Source organism: Microbispora oryzae, assembly GCF_017896165.1.
Taxonomy (GTDB): Bacteria; Actinomycetota; Actinomycetes; order Streptosporangiales; family Streptosporangiaceae; genus Microbispora; species Microbispora oryzae.
Window position 1 is genome coordinate 98,398 of record NZ_JAFCNB010000018.1, and the last position, 15,558, is coordinate 113,955.

Genomic DNA, 15,558 nt, shown 5'->3' on the forward strand with positions numbered 1-15,558 from the left:
CCGGTCCGGTCCGGCCGCGGGCCGAGTGGCTTGTGGGGAGGAGCGCCATGGTGGGGGTGCCGCTGGCTCGCCGCACGAAACGGCGTGCGCACCGGGTGCCGGGGAAGGTGTCCGCGGTGCTGGAATACGCCAGGCTGGGCTGGGCGAGCGCCATGGGCGCCCATCCGCTGGCCGAAGGGGGCAGGGCCTGTTCCTGCGACCGGGTGGGCTGTCCCGACCCGGGGACGCATCCGCTGTCGCCCGCCTGGCAGATGCAGGCGACGACGGACTCGGCCCAGCTGACCCGCTGGTGGCAGCAGGAACCCGAGGCGAATGTGATTCTGCCCACCGGCAGGGTTTTCGACGTGTTCGACGTACCCGCCACCGCGGGGATCCCGGCGCTCGCCGCCATGGACTCCGCCGGTTTCGAAACGGGCCCGGTCGCCGAGAACGGCGACCGGGCCCTCTTCTTTGTCGCCACCCGCGGCGCCCCCGAGGACGAGGACGAGTGGTGGTCCTGCCACCTCGACGCCGGTCCGGAGACGATCGCGGAGACGCCGGGCCTGCGGTGGCACTGCCGGGACAGCTACGTGCTCGCCCCGCCCTCCACGCTGCGCGAGGGCGTGGTCGCCTCGTGGATCAGGCCGCCGGACGGCCGTCCGCTGCCCGATCCGCTGCGCGTGCTCGACCTCCTGGCCGACTACTGCGAATAGGAGGCCGCCGCCGGCGGCCCCTAATGTTGGGGACGTGACTCGAACGCAGACCTCCGAGGACCTGTTCGCCCGCGCCCGGCAGATCGTGCCGGGCGGCGTCAACTCTCCGGTACGCGCCTTCGGCGCCGTGGGCGGCACCCCCAGGTTCATGGCCGCGGGAGAGGGCCCGTACATCACGGACGTGGACGGCAACCGCTACGTCGACCTCGTCTGCTCGTGGGGCCCGATGATCCTCGGCCACCGGCACCCCGCCGTCGTGTCCGCGGTCGAGGAGGCGCTGGCCCGGGGCCTGTCGTTCGGCACCGCGACCGAGGGGGAGGTCCGGCTCGCCGAGGAGATCGTCTCCCGGGTGGGGCCGGTCGAGAAGGTTCGCCTGGTCAGCTCCGGCACCGAGGCCACGATGTCCGCCGTGCGGCTCGCCCGGGGCTTCACCGGCCGTTCGAAGGTCGTGAAGTTCGCCGGCTGCTACCACGGCCACGTCGACGCCCTCCTCGCCTCGGCCGGCTCCGGCGTCGTCACCTTCGGCCTGCCCGACACCCCGGGCGTCACCGGGGCCTCCGCCGCCGACACGATCGTGCTGCCGTACAACGCGATGGAGGCGGTCGAGGAGGCGTTCCGGCAGTTCGAGATCGCCTGCGTCATCACCGAGGCCTGCCCGGCCAACATGGGGGTCGTGCCGCCCGCCGAGGGCTTCAACCGGCGCCTGCGCGAGCTGTGCGCCGAGCACGGCGCGCTCCTGATCGTGGACGAGGTGCTGACCGGCTTCCGGGTCTCCGCCGCCGGCTGGTACGGCCTGGAGCCCGTCGAGGCCGACCTCATGACCTTCGGCAAGGTCATGGGTGGCGGCCTGCCCGCCGCGGCGTTCGGCGGCCGGGCCGACGTCATGGCCCTGCTCGCCCCCGAGGGGCCCGTCTACCAGGCCGGGACGCTGTCGGGTAACCCGCTCGCCTGCGCGGCCGGGCTGGCCACGCTGAGGGCCTGCGACGACGACGTCTACGACCGGCTCGACGCGTCGGCCTTGGTGATCGGCCGGGCCGCCTCCGACGCGCTGGCCGCCGCCGGGGTGCCGCACCGGCTCCAGCGGGCCGGCAACCTGTTCTCGATCTTCTTCACGGACCGGCCGGTCACCGACTTCGACACGGCGAGGACGCAGAACGCCGAGGCCTACCGGGCGTTCTTCCACAGCATGCTCGACCAGGGCGTCTACCTGCCGCCCTCGGCGTACGAGGCGTGGTTCGTCTCCGCGGCCCACGACGACGAGGCGCTCACCCGCGTCGCGGAGGCCCTCCCCGCCGCCGCCAAGGCCGCGGCCCAGGCCCTCTGAGGCGCGGGGCGGGCCAGTACTCGAGGGCGCTGCTCACGTCACTTACCGTAGCATCGTCCCCGTCACGCTTCGTGGTCATTCCAATCATCTCCGTATGTCGCGTCCGTTGTCTCCCGCTTGGTCCGGCGCGGGGAACCGGTCAGCGGGCGCGACCGCTCGGGACGTCGATCGCCGGCGGCGTCAGGTCGTCCAGGCGTGGGGTGGGGCGGGAGCCGGAGGTCGCACGGCGGGGGCGGGTGTTCGCGTACAGCAGTCCGGCGACGATGAGGGCGCCCGCCACGAGGGTCGTCGCGGAGATCGTCTCTCCGGTGGCCAGGGCGGCGGACCCCAGCCCGAAGACCGGCACGAGCAGCGAGTACGGCGCGACGACCGAGGCGTCGTAGCGGCTCAGCAGGAACCCCCAGACGCCGAACCCGCCGAGCGTGGACAGGTAGGCCGCGAACAGGACCGCACCCGTGCCCTCGAACGTGAAGACGGTCAGCGACGACGGCCCTTCGAGGGCGAGGGCGAGCAGCAGCAGGGGGACCGACGACACCGCGCTCACCCACACCATGAATCGGAGCGGGTCGGGTGGCGCGGCCTTCCGGGTGGACACGTTGCCGAGCCCCCATCCGGCGGCCGCGCCCACGCACAGCGCGAACGCCGTGAAGGGGATCGCTCCGGATCTCGCCACCACTCCGGCGGCGATCAGGCCGAGGCCGCAGAACGCGACCGCCATTCCGGCCAGGCGCCGCCGGCTGGTGCGCTCGCCGAGCAGCGCCGCCGCGAAGATCGCGGTGAAGACCGCCTGCACCTGGAGCACGAGCGAGGTCAGCCCGGCCGGCATGCCCGCCCGCATGCCGATCAGGAGCAGGCCGTACTGGGTGACCCCCAGGCTGGCCCCGGCGGCGAACACCCAGCGCCACGGGACGCGGGGCCCTCCGACGAACAGCACGGCGGGGACGGCGGCCAGCAGGAATCGGAGTGCGGCGAACATCAGGGGCGGATAGTGCCGCAGGCCCGCCTGCATGACCACGAAGTTGACGCCCCACACGGCCGCCAGCGCGACGGCCAGGGCGAGATGACGAGGACGCACGCGTCCACTCCTTCGCTTGGGGGATCGGTGTGACCGTCACCCGGGATCTCCGGGGGACCCGCGGGCAAGGAACGGCGAGCCCCGCGACGCACCGGTCTGCTGAAGAATCCTTTGTCGATCGGTATGACAACAGATTCGCACTGCTTAACTATTGAGGACAAGCGAGATTTTCTTAGGTCTATTGTTTAGACTCGCTTAGATGTTGGATCTGAACCGGCTGAAGGCCCTGCACGCGGTGGCCGTCCACGGGTCGGTGGGCGCGGCGGCCGAGGCTCTGATGGTGACGCCGTCCGCCGTCTCCCAGCAGCTCGCGAAGCTGGAACGGGAGACCGGGACGGTCCTGGTGGAGCGCAACGGGCGCGGCGTACGCCTGACGGACGCGGCGGGTCTGCTCGCGGAGCACGCCGGGCGCATCATCGCGCTCGTGCAGACCGCCGAGGCCGACTTCGAGGCCCTGCGGGGGGCGGTGGTGGGCCGGCTCACCGTGGCGGCGTTCCCGACCGCCGCGCGGGGCGTTCTCCCGCAGGCGCTGTCCGTCCTGAAGCGGCAGCACCCCGACCTGGACCTGCTGCTCTACGAACGAGAGCCGGAGCGGCAGATCCGCGAGGTGGCCCGGGGGGAGATCGACCTCGGTGTGGTCCAGGACTGGCTCAACCGCCCCATGGCGATGCCCGACGGACTGGAGCGCGTCACCCTGCTCGACGACGTCGCCGACGTCGTGGTGGCGGCGGGGAACCCCCTGGCGGGGCGGCGGGGAGTGCGCCTGGCCGACCTCGCCGACGACCCCTGGATCAGCTCGACGCCGGGCACCGTCTGCCACGACTTCCTGGTGTTCCTCTTCCGCTCGCAGGAGCGGGAGCCGCGGATCGTGTGCATGGCCGACGAGTACCCGACCCAGCTCGCCCTGGTGGCCGCCGGACACGGCTACGCGCTGATCCCCCGGCTCGGCAGGGGGCCGCTGCCCCCGGGCGTCGAGGCGCTGACCCTGGATTCGCCGCCGGTCCGCCGGATCTACGCCATCTGGCGAGCCGACGCCGCCCGGCGCCCGGCGATCCGCGCCGCGGTCGACGCGCTGCGCTCCGTCGGCTCCGGCCTCCACCTGCTGTGACCGGCGGGCCGGGTAGGCTGTCGAGGTCATGACAGAAATGACCATCGTCCACCTCCTGCGTCACGGGGAGGTGCACAATCCGTCCGGCGTCCTGTACGGCAGGATGCCCGGCTATCACCTGTCCGAGACGGGGCACCGGATGGCCGCCACGGTCGCCAAGGCCGTCGCCGGCCGGGACATCGTGGCCCTGTGGAGCTCCCCGATGGAGCGCGCCCAGGAGACCGCCGCGCCGTCGGCGGAGGCGCTCGGGCTGGAGGTCCGGCTCGACGAGCGGCTCATCGAGGCCGGGAACGTCTTCGAGGGGCTGCGGGTGACCGGGGGCGGCGGCGTGTTCCGCGACCCGCGGGCCTACCGGCACTTCAGGAACCCGTTCCGCCCGTCCTGGGGCGAGCCGTACACCGACATCGTGATCCGCATGAAGTCGGTCATCGACGACGCGAGGCGCCAGGTCAGGGGGCACGAGGCGCTGCTGGTCAGCCATCAGCTGCCGATCTGGATCACCAGACTCGCCGCCGAGGGCCGCCGGCTGTGGCACGATCCGCGCCGCCGCCAGTGCGCGCTGGCCAGTCTCACCAGCTTCACCTTCGAGGGCGGCCGGCTGATCAGCGTCGGCTACAGCGAGCCCGCCGGGATGCTGCTGCGTGAGACCTCGGCCCAGCCGCAGGGGGACGCCGCGCTGTTCGAACGGGCCGACGTGCCGCTCGCCGACATCGCGGGGCGCGAGCCCGAGGACGAGGGAAGCGGCAGGTCGCTGCCCGGAGCGTGACCCGCCGGGCGGTGCGCTCCCCGGCGTCGGTAGGCTTACAGCTCTACCGGTCGTAGTGCAAGGAGATCCTCCTCCCGTGTCCGCCAAGAGCCTGACCGTCATCGCCGCTCTGGCCGTGACAGCCGTCGCCGGCTGCGCGGGCGGCCAGACGTCCCAGCCCCGCTCCGGCGACACCCGGTTCGTCGCGGGAGACGGCCGCGTCGAGTTCTTCGACGCGGCGCAACGCCACAAGGCCCCCGAGATCGGCGGCGCGACGCTCGACGGCGGGACGACCCAGATGGCCCCCGGCAAGGTCTACGTGCTGAACTTCTGGGCGTCCTGGTGCGCCCCCTGCCGCGCCGAGGCCCCCGTGCTCAAGGACGTCGCCGCCAAGACGAAGCCGAAGGGCGTGGAGTTCCTCGGGGTCAACTTCAAGGACCTCCAGGCGTCGGCCCAGGCGTACGACAGGACCGTCAAGCCGGGTTACCCGAGCCTGTTCGACCAGAGCGGCAAGGTGCTGCTCAAGTTCCAGCCCACGGTGCCGCCGGCGGCCATCCCGTCCACGCTGATCATCGACGGTCAGGGGCGCATCGCCGCCCGCGCGCTCGGCGCGGTGAAGTACGACGACCTCCTCAACGCGGTGACCAAGGTCAGCGATGAGTGACCTCGGCAGCACCCTCGCGAGCGGCTCCCTGGTCCTGGCGCTGCCGATCGCCCTGGCCGCCGGGGTGGTCTCGTTCGCCTCGCCGTGCGTGCTGCCGCTCGTGCCCGGCTACCTGTCGTACGTGACCGGCATGAGCGCCGACCCCAGGCGGGGGCGGATGGTCCTCGGCAGCGCGCTGTTCGTGCTCGGCTTCGCCGCGGTGTTCGTGCTCGGCGGCGCTCTCTTCGGCGGGCTCGGCGGCGTCCTGCTCGGGAACGCCGACGTGATCACCCGCGTGCTCGGCGTCGTGACCATCGTGCTCGGGCTGGGATTCCTGGGGCTGGTCCCCGGCCTCCAGCGCGACGTGCGCATCCATCGGCTGCCCACCGCCGGTCTCGCCGGGGCCCCGCTGCTCGGGGTCGTGTTCGGGCTCGGCTGGACGCCCTGCATCGGGCCCACCCTCGCCGTCGTCCTCACGCTCTCGGTCAACCAGGGGAGTGCCGCGCGCGGCGCCGTGCTCGCCTTCGCGTACGCCCTGGGGCTCGGCGTGCCGTTCGTGCTCGCCGGGCTGGCCTACCGCAGGGCGCTCACCGCCTTCCGGGCCGTGCGCCGTCACACGGTCCTGGTCACCCGAATCGGAGGCGCCATGCTGGTCGCGGTGGGCCTGCTGCTGGTGACCGGCTGGTGGGGCGGCATCATCGCCGGCATCCAGGGCTGGGTGGGCGGATTCGAGCCGGTGATCTGATGAGCCCGACCCAGGACACCGGCACACCGCACGGCACGACCGCCAAGCCACAGGACGGCTGGCAACAGGACGGTCAGGCCAGGGACGGTCAGGCACAGGACAGTCAGGCACAGGACAGTCAGGCACAGGACAGTCAGGCACAGGACACCGCTGTCTCGGCCGCCTCCGCGGCCATGGGCACCGCCCCGCGCGAGCCCGAGCGGCCGGTCGGCCTCGGCCTGGTCGGCTGGACGCGCTGGACCTGGCGCACCCTCACCTCGATGCGCACCGCCCTGATCCTGCTGTTCCTGCTCGCGCTCGGCTCGGTGCCCGGCTCGCTCTACCCGCAGCGCTCCGTGGACCCCGCCAGGGTGGCGCAGTACTTCACCGACAGCCCGACCGAGGCGAAGTGGCTCGACCGCTTCTGGCTGTTCGACGTCTTCACCTCGCCCTGGTACGCGGCGGTCTACCTGCTGCTGTTCATCTCGCTCGCGGGATGCGTGTTCCCGCGCGCGCTCCAGCACCTCAAGGAGATCCGCCGCCGACCGCCCGCGGCCCCGCGCAACCTGCTGCGGCTGCCGCACGCCGCTGACTTCGACGGCGACCTGTCGCTGGAGGATGCGGCCAGGACGCTGCGCCGCAGGCGCTTCCGGGTCGTCACCGGGCCCGGCTGGGTGGCCGCGGAGAAGGGCTACCTGCGCGAGACCGGCAACCTGCTCTTCCACGTCTCACTGCTCGCGTTGCTGTTGGCGATCGGCCTGGGCGGCCTGTACGGCTACCGGGGCAACGTGCTCGTCGTGGAGGGCGACGGCTTCGCCAACACCGTCGCGGCCTACGACAGGTTCATGCCGGGCCAGCGGGTGTCGGCGGAGTCCCTCACGCCGTTCTCCTTCACACTCAAGGACTTCCAGGCCAGTTATGTGGCGGCCGGGCCGAAGGCCGGGCAGCCGCTCGACTACAGCGCCAGGCTTTCGGTGCAGGACACGCCCACGGCGCCGCCGCGCGACGTCGATCTCAAGGTCAACGACCCGCTCGACGTCGATGGCACGCTGACCTATCTGATCGGGCACGGATACGCCCCGACCTTCCGGGTGACGGACGGCAAGGGCCAGGTGGCGTACGACGGGCCGGTGCCGTGCCTGGCGGACGACCAGGCCACCTACACCTCCGAGTGCGTCATCAAGGTGCCCGACGCCGAGCCGACCCAGCTCGGCTTCCTGGCGCGGTTCCTGCCCACGACCGTGCCGAACGGGAACGCCTGGGTGTCGATCTTCCCGGGCGCCGCCAACCCGACGGTCCAGGTCTTCCCGTTCGCGGGCGACCTCGGCCTGAAGTCGGGCCGGCCGCAGTCGGTGTACCAGCTCGACACCGATCACCTGAAGCCGCTCGGCGCCATGTCGGCCCAGCCGACGCCGCTCAAGGTTGGGGAGACGAAGGAGCTCGCCGACGGAGCGGGGAAGATCCAGTTCACCGGCGTCAAGGAGTGGATCAGCCTCCAGACCACGTACGACCCCGGCCGGCTGCCGGCGTTGATCGCCGCGGCGGCCGCCGTCATCGGGCTGGTGCTGTCGCTGACGGTCCGCCGCCGCCGGGTCTGGGTCCGCACCGGGGACGGGAAGGTCACGGTCGGCGGGCTCACCCGTACGGAGGGCACCGGCGCCGCCTTCGCCGAGGAGTTCGGCGAGATCGTCACCGCCCTCGGCGGGAACGCCACGGAGGCCGGGACGCCTCCGGCCGGTCCCGTCGGCGAGGATCAGGAACACGACGTGCCGGGCGCCCGCCCGGCCGAGGAGTAGTCATGCTCACGCAGGTCAACGACGGACTCGCCACGGTGAGCGATCAGCTCGTCCTGGTCACCGTCCTGCTCTATCTCGCCGCCATGATCTGCTTCGCCCTGGAGCTGGCCTTCGGCCGGGTCCGTACGGCGGTCGTGGCGGAGCGCAGGCTGGTCACGGTCGGCGCCCCCGCGGCCCCGGAGAACGGCGTAGGGGAGGGCGCGGGGGACGGTGGCGGCGCCGAGCCGCAGCAGGCCGCCGGATGGGCGATCACGGCGGGTTCGGCGGGTGTCGTGATCTCCTGGCTCGCCTGGGCGGGCAACCTCGCCGGCATCCTCACCCGCGGCCTCGCCGTCGACCGGTGGCCGTGGGGCAACATGTACGAGTTCGTGGTGGCTATCTGCTTCGCGGCCGTCACGGCGTTCCTGGTGCTGCTGACACGTCAGCCGATCCGGTTCCTCGGGGCGTTCGTCACGCTGACGGCAGCTCTCGGCCTCGGCTTCGCGGTGCTCTTCCTGCATGTCCAGGCCGGGCCGGTGATGCCCGCCCTGCACTCGTACTGGATCGCCATCCACGTGACCGCGGCGATCGTGGCCAGCGGGCTCTTCGTCCTCGCGGGCGTCTGCGCCATCCTCTACCTGATCCGCAAGGACGGGCGGGCGTCCAGCCTGCCGACCCGCGAGGTGCTGGAGCGCGTCGTCCACCGGACGATCGTGATCTCCTTCCCGATCTGGACGTTCGCCGTGATCGCCGGGGCGATGTGGGCCGACCGGGCCTGGGGACGCTACTGGGGCTGGGACCCCAAGGAGGTCTGGGCGTTCGTCACGTGGGTCGTGTACGCCGCGTACCTGCACGCCCGCGCCACCGCGGGCTGGCGCGGCAGGGCGGCGATCATCATCTCGCTCGTCGCGTTCGCCTGCCTGCTGTTCAACCTGATCGGGGTGAACATCTTCATCTCGGGCCTGCACTCCTACGCGGACGTGCCGAGCTAGGAGACAGGCACGGAGGGGATGGGCGCCGTCAGTCCTCGTCGCGGAGACGGCGCTCCAGCCTGCGCAGGAACTCGGGGTCGTCGTCGGGTCCGCGCGGCGTCTCGTGGTGCGACGCCCGCGCACGAGCGGCCATGGGGCCGTACACGATCTCCCTGACGCGCGGGGGACGGCCCAGGAACAGCCAGAACAAGCCGCCCAGCGCGGCGAGGACCACCACGATGAGCACCCACAGAGGCTTCGACAGGGTCATCATCTCCTGCCCGGGGGTCGTGATCACGTCGAGCAGGCAGTAGAGCCAGAAGGCAAGCAGCGCCAGGCCGATAATCACGCTAGGCATGCCCACACGGTAAGCCATCGCGGCGAGTGATTGGGCTGGTCCGCCCGCATCCGGACCGGCGGAGACGCCGATTGGCACGCACGGCTGGGGGGAATCCGGCCGGGTAAAACCCGCGGCGGGGACGCCTGCGTGACCGCCGTGAGCCAAGAGGGCCGTTGGGGATGACGCGGCCCGATCAGCATCGTACGGTGGACCGGTACAGAGCGGGTCGCGAGATCGCCGGCGAGTGCGTGCGGTCGTCTGCCGGGCCCGATGACGGCGGGGAGCGCGACAAGAGGGGTGCGATGGCGGATCCGGGCGACAGGGGCCGCCACCGGCGGGGCTCGCGGTGGTGGCAGCGCGGGCCGTACCTGTCGGCGCATCGCCGGGCCGACGCCGCCGGGCGCCCGGCGGAGCGGACGCCGGACTGGTACCCCGAGCCGGAGCGCCCGGTGGAGCGGGTCCACACGGTGACCGCGCCCGTGGTCGACGATCGGCCCCAGTACACCTGGCGCGACTTCGAGCTCGACGACCAGCCGCTGCGGGCCACGCCGCACGGCCCCGACGTGCCCGACCTGCGGGACGGCAGGCGGCACTGCGGGCCGCTCGAACGCGTCCTGTACCGCCAGTGGGACGCCGCCGAGGGGCCGCCGTCCGCCGACGCCGTACGGGCCGTCGACAGCCTGGCCAGGCTGCCCGACCAGATCAAGACGAAGCTCGCCATCGGGCTCGACGGCATCTACGTGGGCCGGGGCGGGGTGCCCGACCTCGACGACATGGGCTACCTGCGCGGGGCGCCGCTGCCGTCCGGCCGTGCCACCTGGGACGTCTGCGCCGGCGCGTACGGCGACCGCAAGATCGTGGTGGGCGACCGGCCGTCGCCCACGCCGGACGTGATGCTGCACGAGGTGGGGCACGCGCTCGACGACGTGGACGCCGCCGCGGGCGAGTGGGTCTCCGACTGCCCCGACTTCGCCCGCCTGTACGAGGAGTGCCTGCCGCTCTTCGCCTCGTCCTTCCACCGGCAGCCGGCGGGCCTCGGGCGCAAGGAGTTCTTCGCCGACGCGTTCGCCGCGATCGCGTCCAGGCAGCGCCCGGCCCTGGTCGACATGCTGGGCGGTGACACGCGGGCGGCGCTCAACGTGATGCTCTTCTTCAACAGGCGCTACGGGATCTAGGTGATTCTGATGTTCGTGATCCGGCTCGGCGACGGGACACTCCGCGTGCCCCAATCGGTGACCAGCGATGACGGGCGCCTGATCGGCAACGCCTACGTCGAGGTAGGGCCGGGCGATCCCGGCTACGACGGATGGCTGGCGGAGTCGATCACCGAGGAGGAGGCGCTCGAACGGCGCCGCCGGTGGCGTGAGGACGACGCGGAGCTGGAGAAGGCGTTCCTCGCCTTCAAGGCGGATCAGGAGTAGGAGGCTCTGACGGCTGAGCCGGAGCGGACGAGTTCCCCGAAGAGATCTCCGGGGTCCTCGGTTAGCGTCGGCCGGGCGCAGCGGCGCCCGCCTTCACCGCATCACTCCTGGTTCGTCGCGCACGCCACCGCCGCTCACACCGCCGCTGTGCCGCCCCGGTCGTGCCTGCCGGCCGAGTTGGCCGGGGCGGTGCCGGGAGCGCGATGAGGGCTGAACGAGGACGAGACAGGAACGAACCCGGGCCGGCAAGGGTGCAGGACGAGCCGGTAGGCATGGTGGTGCAGGGGGCGACGCGGCGGAGCCGACTCCGGTGACCCTGCGGCGTCCGGGTAACGCGCAGGATCACTCGGTGCTGGTTGGTGCGTCAGACTCGCGGTGAGTCGCCGTTCGGCCGTTCGGCCGTGAGGACGTCCTCGCCGCGAAGGAGGGCGTGTACTTCCGACTCGCGGAACCGCCTGTGCCCTCCGGGGGTACGGATGCTGCTGATTCGCCCAGCCGCGGCCCAACGGGTCACGGTCTTCGGGTCGACCCTGAAGAGTGCGGCAACCTCTCCAGGAGTCAGCAGTCGCTCGCTGCTACTCTCCACAATCTCTCCCCCTCGCGTCCCGCGTCCTGCAGCGGGCGGACAGGTAACCAGTGTGCCGAGCGAAGCCTGATTTATCCGTGGTTTTCGGAGAAGATCACGGGTTGTTACCGGCTCAGTGCCCGATTGTTATATGATAGAGCCTCTTTGGGGCGCTCATGGGTGTTTCTTTACAAAAGCGCCTTGTTGTGAACACTAGCAGTGTCCAGCGCTGATGCGAAGAGCGACCGAGGTCTCGTGAGAGTGACGTAACCTCGACGGTGTGCATCCGGTCGTCGTTTACACCCTTTCCCGCCTCGGCCTGTTCGCCGTCGCTCTCGCCGTCCTGCGCCTCGTGGGCCTTCAGTCGCTCCCGGTGCTGCTCGGACTGGCGTTCCTCATCAGCGGATTCGCCAGCTACGTCCTGCTGTCCAAACAGCGCGACGCGATCAGCGAGCGCATCGCCAGGAATCGCCGGGGAGCGGGGGAGAACTAGGTCGCCGGGAACATGCCGACGCGGGCATGGTACTCATGCCCGAGCTCTGTCGTGTCGCTTCCCACCAAAAGCCCCTTCTTAACGCTGAGGAACGCCTTTACCCCGATTCCCCTTTCTCGCGTCGGGTTCCACGCCAGCGCCCTGCCGGTGCCCGGGTTGATCGCCCCGATGCCGGGGCGGCTCACCGCCCCACGGCCCGCGGAATCCGATCCGAGCGGGTTGTCCAACCAGCGCTGATGTCCTCCGACGTACACGGCGGCCCCGGTCACGGCGACCGAATAGAGCGAGTCGCCCCCCGTGAGGTTCACCCAGGTGGGGCGGATCCGCTCGCCCCTCGCGTACGTCTCGAACCGAGCCGCGGAATCGCAGAGCTTCGCCGTCCGCGGCGCGGGCCCCCCGGTCGTGACGACCACGAAGTAGCGCCCGTCGGGCGACAGGTCCAGCCCCCGCAGATAGGACGGGAAGTCGGGCTTGCAGTTCGCCGCGTACGCCTCGGTGTGCCAGTCGGCCACCCGGCCGGCGGTCAGATCGATGACCCCCAGCTGCGGGCGGCGCAGCCCGTCGAGCGTACGGAAGGAACCGTCGACCACTAATCGGTCGCGGACGGCGGCCATCGAGTAGATCGCGGCGGCGCCGCCGGGCCCGTCGCCCGGGGTGACCGTGAACGCCGGGTCGACCTCGCCCGTCGCGGCGTCCACCCGGGCCAGCGCCGTGCGCGGGCTGCGCCCGACCCTGGCGAAGTCGCCGCCCACATAGAGCCGGTCGCCCAGCCGTACCAGGCTGGACACGTCGCCGCCGTAGACGGGGGCGTAGAACGACTCGACCGGCGAGCCGTCGCGCACCCGTAGCCGGATCAGGGCCCGGACCGGTGTGGTGAACGAGCCTCCGGCGTAGACGGTGCCGCCCGGCCCTGGGGCCAGGGCGGACACGGGTCCGTCGAGATCCGGCGCGAAGTCCGGCAGGACCCGGCCGGTGCGGAGGTCGAAGGCGAAGATGTTGGCCCGCGGCAGCTCCTCGCCGCCGCCGGCCTCCCGCACCGCGGTGAACTGCCCGCCCACGACCACGGTGTGCCCGACCAGGGCGAACGCCGTGACGATGCCGTCGAGCACGTGGGGTGTGACGTCCACGGGATCGGCCGAGACCACCCGGGGCTGCGTGACCCCGGCCGGCGGCAGGACACGGGGCGTCGCCGCCGCCCGCGCCGGCGCGGCCGGTGCGGGAAGCGTGGCGAGCGTCGCCAGCGTGACGAGTGCGGTTCTCGAGGCCATTCCCCAAGTTCTAGCAGACGCGGCGTAATTGAAGAACTACGTTCCGCTCATCCGGCCACGACGGTGAGGCCCCGGTCCCCGTGCGGCCTAGGCTTGCCTGCATGACACGCGCATCGCTCGACAAGCAGCCGCGCGAGGTCGCCGCGATGTTCGATCGCACGGCCCGGCGCTACGACCTCGTCAACGACGTTCTCTCGCTGGGCCAGGTCAGGCAGTGGCGGAAGGTGACCGCGGACGCCGTCGACGCGGGGCCGGGCGAGCTCGTCCTCGATCTCGCGGCCGGCACCGGCACCTCGACCGACGCCTTCACCGCGCTCGGCGCGCGGGCGATCGCGTGTGACTTCTCGCTGGGCATGCTTCGCACGGGCGTCGAGCGGCGCGGCGGCTCCGGTCTGCACGGCGGAGGGGTGCGCGGCGTGACCTTCGTCGCGGGCGACGCGCTCCACCTGCCCTTCGCCGACGACGTGTTCGACGCGGTCACCATCTCCTTCGGCCTGCGCAACGTGGCCGACACCGAGGAGGCGCTGCGCGAGATGCTGCGGGTGACCCGGCCGGGGGGCAAGCTCGTGATCTGCGAGTTCTCCCGTCCCACGCCGAAGTCGTTCGACCTGGTCTACTCGCAGTACCTGATGAGGATGCTGCCCCCGGTGGCGCGGGTGGTGAGCACCAATCCGGATTCGTACGTATATCTGGCCGAGTCGATCCGGGCGTGGCCCGGCCAGGCGGCCCTGGCGGGCACGATCCGTGACGCGGGCTGGGAGAAGGTCGCCTGGCGCAACCTGACGCTCGGCGTCGTGGCGTTGCATCGCGCGATCAAGCCGATGGCGGCCGGTGCTTAGGCGCACCCGTCTGACACTGTCGGGCGGATAGGGGTTAGACTGCCGCGCGACAGATTGTGAAGAGGTTCACAAAGGCACGAAGGTCCCAAACACCATCGAGGCCTTCCTTCCTTGGACAGGACAGGTCCCCCGTGAGCGAGCAGTCCCGCGAAGCCCGGAATGCGGTCGACGCCGACGTCATCGTCGTCGGTGCGGGTCCCGCGGGGTCGACGGCCGCCTTCTACCTCGCTCGGGCCGGGCTCGACGTGCTGGTGCTGGAGAAGACGCGCTTCCCCCGTGAGAAGGTCTGCGGCGACGGGCTGACGCCGCGCGCGGTCCGGGAGCTCATCGCGATGGGCGTCGACATCGACGCCCCCGGCTGGATCAGGAACAAGGGCCTCCGGGTGATCGGCGGCGGCCTCCGGCTCGAGCTCGACTGGCCCGAGCTGCACAGCTTCCCCGACTTCGGCCTGGTCCGCACGCGCGCCGACTTCGACGAGATCCTCGCCAGGCACGCCGAGCGCGCCGGAGTGCGGCTCCGCGAGGGCGTCAACGTCACCGGCCCGCTGCTGGACGAGCGCAGCGGCCACGCCGTCGGCGTCGTCGCCAAGCAGGACGGCGAGGAGGTCGTCTACCGGGCGCGGCTGGTCGTCGCGGCCGACGGCAACTCCACCCGGCTGTCGATCGGGATGGGCCTGCACAAGCGCACGGACCGTCCGATGGGCGTCGCGGTGCGGACCTACTACCGCAGCCCCCGCCACGACGACGACTACCTGGAGTCGTGGCTCGAGCTGTGGGACGGCGACCGGCTGCTCCCCGGCTACGGCTGGATCTTCGGGGTGGGCGACGGCACGTCGAACGTCGGCCTCGGCCTGCTGAACACGAGTGAATCTTTCAAGAACATCGACTACCGCGACCTGCTCCGGCGCTGGGTGAAGGGCATGCCCCCCGAGTGGGGCTTCAGCGAGGAGAACATGACCGGCCCGATCAGGGGCGCGGCGCTGCCGATGGGCTTCAACCGGCAGCCCCACTACACCCGCGGGCTCATGCTCGTCGGCGACGCCGGCGGATCCATCAACCCCTTCAACGGCGAGGGCATCGCCTACGCGATGGAGACCGGCCGCACGGCGGCGGAAGTGATCGTCCAGGCGCTCGCCCGGCCGACGTCCGCCCAGCGTGAGCGGGTTTTACTCGCGTATCCGCGTATCCTCAAAGACGTATACGGGGGTTACTTCACCCTCGGCCGCCTCTTCGTGGAGGCCATCGGCCGGCCCGGGGTGATGAACTTCGCCACGCGGCACGGGCTGCCACACCCCACCCTGATGAGATTCGCCCTGAAACTCCTCGCTAATCTCACAGACCGTCGAGGCGACGCCTCCGACCGCATAATCAACGCCCTGTCCAAGGTGGCTCCGCCTTCATGACCGAGACGTACCGCACTCTCCAGCCGGTGGCCGGGACGGCCGCCAGGACCGGCGTCGCGACCGCCGGTCGTCACCCGGCGGCCCGGGTGAGCGCCCCGGCGACCGCCGCCCGTCGCCCGAAGCGTGGTCATGTGACCGTCCATCTCCACCGAGTAAGCGAGGACATGTAGCC

18 protein-coding genes are annotated in these 15,558 nt (G+C 71.6%); 14 read left to right on the top strand and 4 right to left on the bottom strand.

Annotation, left to right across the window (positions count from 1 at the left end; genetic code table 11):
- Positions 1-47: 47 nt before the first annotated feature.
- Entirely contained in the window at positions 48-692 is a 645-nt protein-coding gene (locus tag JOL79_RS26340) for a bifunctional DNA primase/polymerase (protein ID WP_210158578.1), read from the top strand.
- A 34-nt stretch (positions 693-726) separates the two neighbouring features.
- The gene (gene hemL, locus JOL79_RS26345) at positions 727-2,016 is read left to right on the top strand and encodes a glutamate-1-semialdehyde 2,1-aminomutase (RefSeq protein ID WP_210158579.1); all 1,290 of its coding nucleotides are present in this window, start codon (positions 727-729) and stop codon (positions 2,014-2,016) included.
- 139 nt (positions 2,017-2,155) lie between these two features.
- Here the strand turns inward: hemL and JOL79_RS26350 are convergent, their stop codons facing one another.
- Positions 2,156-3,091, bottom strand: a complete 936-nt coding sequence (locus JOL79_RS26350) for an EamA family transporter (protein ID WP_210158580.1) — start codon at positions 3,089-3,091, stop codon at positions 2,156-2,158.
- A gap of 199 nt (positions 3,092-3,290) precedes the next feature.
- On the opposite strand from JOL79_RS26350, the gene JOL79_RS26355 reads away from it, so the two are divergent.
- The 6 genes from JOL79_RS26355 (at position 3,291) to ccsB (ending at position 9,078) form a co-directional block, all read left to right on the top strand.
- Complete coding sequence (locus JOL79_RS26355; protein WP_210158581.1) at positions 3,291-4,199, top strand: LysR family transcriptional regulator; 909 nt, start codon at positions 3,291-3,293, stop codon at positions 4,197-4,199.
- Positions 4,200-4,227: 28 nt separating this feature from the next.
- On the top strand, positions 4,228-4,965 hold the full coding sequence (locus JOL79_RS26360) for a histidine phosphatase family protein (protein ID WP_210158582.1): 738 nt from the start codon (positions 4,228-4,230) through the stop codon (positions 4,963-4,965).
- Between the two features lie 76 nt (positions 4,966-5,041).
- A complete protein-coding gene (locus tag JOL79_RS26365; RefSeq protein WP_210158583.1) occupies positions 5,042-5,608 on the top strand; it encodes a TlpA family protein disulfide reductase in 567 nt (188 codons plus the stop codon).
- Entirely contained in the window at positions 5,601-6,332 is a 732-nt protein-coding gene (locus JOL79_RS26370) for a cytochrome c biogenesis CcdA family protein (protein WP_210158584.1), read from the top strand. Before JOL79_RS26365 ends, JOL79_RS26370 begins: the two co-directional genes overlap by 8 nt.
- A complete protein-coding gene (gene resB, locus JOL79_RS26375; RefSeq protein ID WP_230985501.1) occupies positions 6,332-8,107 on the top strand; it encodes a cytochrome c biogenesis protein ResB in 1,776 nt (591 codons plus the stop codon). The genes JOL79_RS26370 and resB overlap by 1 nt, the downstream gene beginning before the upstream one ends.
- A gap of 2 nt (positions 8,108-8,109) precedes the next feature.
- The gene (gene ccsB / locus JOL79_RS26380) at positions 8,110-9,078 is read left to right on the top strand and encodes a c-type cytochrome biogenesis protein CcsB (RefSeq protein ID WP_210158585.1); all 969 of its coding nucleotides are present in this window, start codon (positions 8,110-8,112) and stop codon (positions 9,076-9,078) included.
- Between the two features lie 28 nt (positions 9,079-9,106).
- Here the strand turns inward: ccsB and JOL79_RS26385 are convergent, their stop codons facing one another.
- Positions 9,107-9,415, bottom strand: coding sequence for a PLD nuclease N-terminal domain-containing protein (locus tag JOL79_RS26385; RefSeq protein WP_230985503.1), 309 nt, complete (start codon positions 9,413-9,415; stop codon positions 9,107-9,109).
- A 188-nt stretch (positions 9,416-9,603) separates the two neighbouring features.
- Here JOL79_RS26385 and JOL79_RS26390 point away from each other — a divergent pair, with 188 nt between their 5' ends.
- Together JOL79_RS26390 and JOL79_RS26395 are read left to right on the top strand one after the other, a co-directional pair.
- On the top strand, positions 9,604-10,572 hold the full coding sequence (locus JOL79_RS26390) for a hypothetical protein (protein WP_307848739.1): 969 nt from the start codon (positions 9,604-9,606) through the stop codon (positions 10,570-10,572).
- 9 nt (positions 10,573-10,581) lie between these two features.
- Positions 10,582-10,818: a hypothetical protein gene (locus JOL79_RS26395; protein WP_210158587.1), complete on the top strand. Its 237-nt coding sequence runs from the start codon at positions 10,582-10,584 to the stop codon at positions 10,816-10,818.
- A gap of 364 nt (positions 10,819-11,182) precedes the next feature.
- Here the strand turns inward: JOL79_RS26395 and JOL79_RS26400 are convergent, their stop codons facing one another.
- A complete protein-coding gene (locus JOL79_RS26400) occupies positions 11,183-11,404 on the bottom strand; it encodes a BldC family transcriptional regulator (protein ID WP_079315524.1) in 222 nt (73 codons plus the stop codon).
- Positions 11,405-11,663: 259 nt separating this feature from the next.
- Here JOL79_RS26400 and JOL79_RS26405 point away from each other — a divergent pair, with 259 nt between their 5' ends.
- Positions 11,664-11,876: a DUF4229 domain-containing protein gene (locus tag JOL79_RS26405; protein WP_210158588.1), complete on the top strand. Its 213-nt coding sequence runs from the start codon at positions 11,664-11,666 to the stop codon at positions 11,874-11,876.
- Here JOL79_RS26405 and JOL79_RS26410 read toward each other — a convergent pair.
- Positions 11,873-13,144, bottom strand: a complete 1,272-nt coding sequence (locus tag JOL79_RS26410) for a hypothetical protein (RefSeq protein WP_210158589.1) — start codon at positions 13,142-13,144, stop codon at positions 11,873-11,875. The two genes, JOL79_RS26405 and JOL79_RS26410, sit on opposite strands and share 4 nt — an antisense overlap.
- Positions 13,145-13,245: 101 nt before the next feature.
- On the opposite strand from JOL79_RS26410, the gene JOL79_RS26415 reads away from it, so the two are divergent.
- The 3 genes from JOL79_RS26415 (at position 13,246) to JOL79_RS26425 (ending at position 15,556) form a co-directional block, all read left to right on the top strand.
- Entirely contained in the window at positions 13,246-13,983 is a 738-nt protein-coding gene (locus JOL79_RS26415) for a demethylmenaquinone methyltransferase (protein WP_210158590.1), read from the top strand.
- A 131-nt stretch (positions 13,984-14,114) separates the two neighbouring features.
- Positions 14,115-15,386: a geranylgeranyl reductase family protein gene (locus JOL79_RS26420; RefSeq protein ID WP_210158591.1), complete on the top strand. Its 1,272-nt coding sequence runs from the start codon at positions 14,115-14,117 to the stop codon at positions 15,384-15,386.
- Complete coding sequence (locus tag JOL79_RS26425) at positions 15,383-15,556, top strand: hypothetical protein (protein ID WP_210158592.1); 174 nt, start codon at positions 15,383-15,385, stop codon at positions 15,554-15,556. The genes JOL79_RS26420 and JOL79_RS26425 overlap by 4 nt, the downstream gene beginning before the upstream one ends.
- Positions 15,557-15,558: the final 2 nt, after the last annotated feature.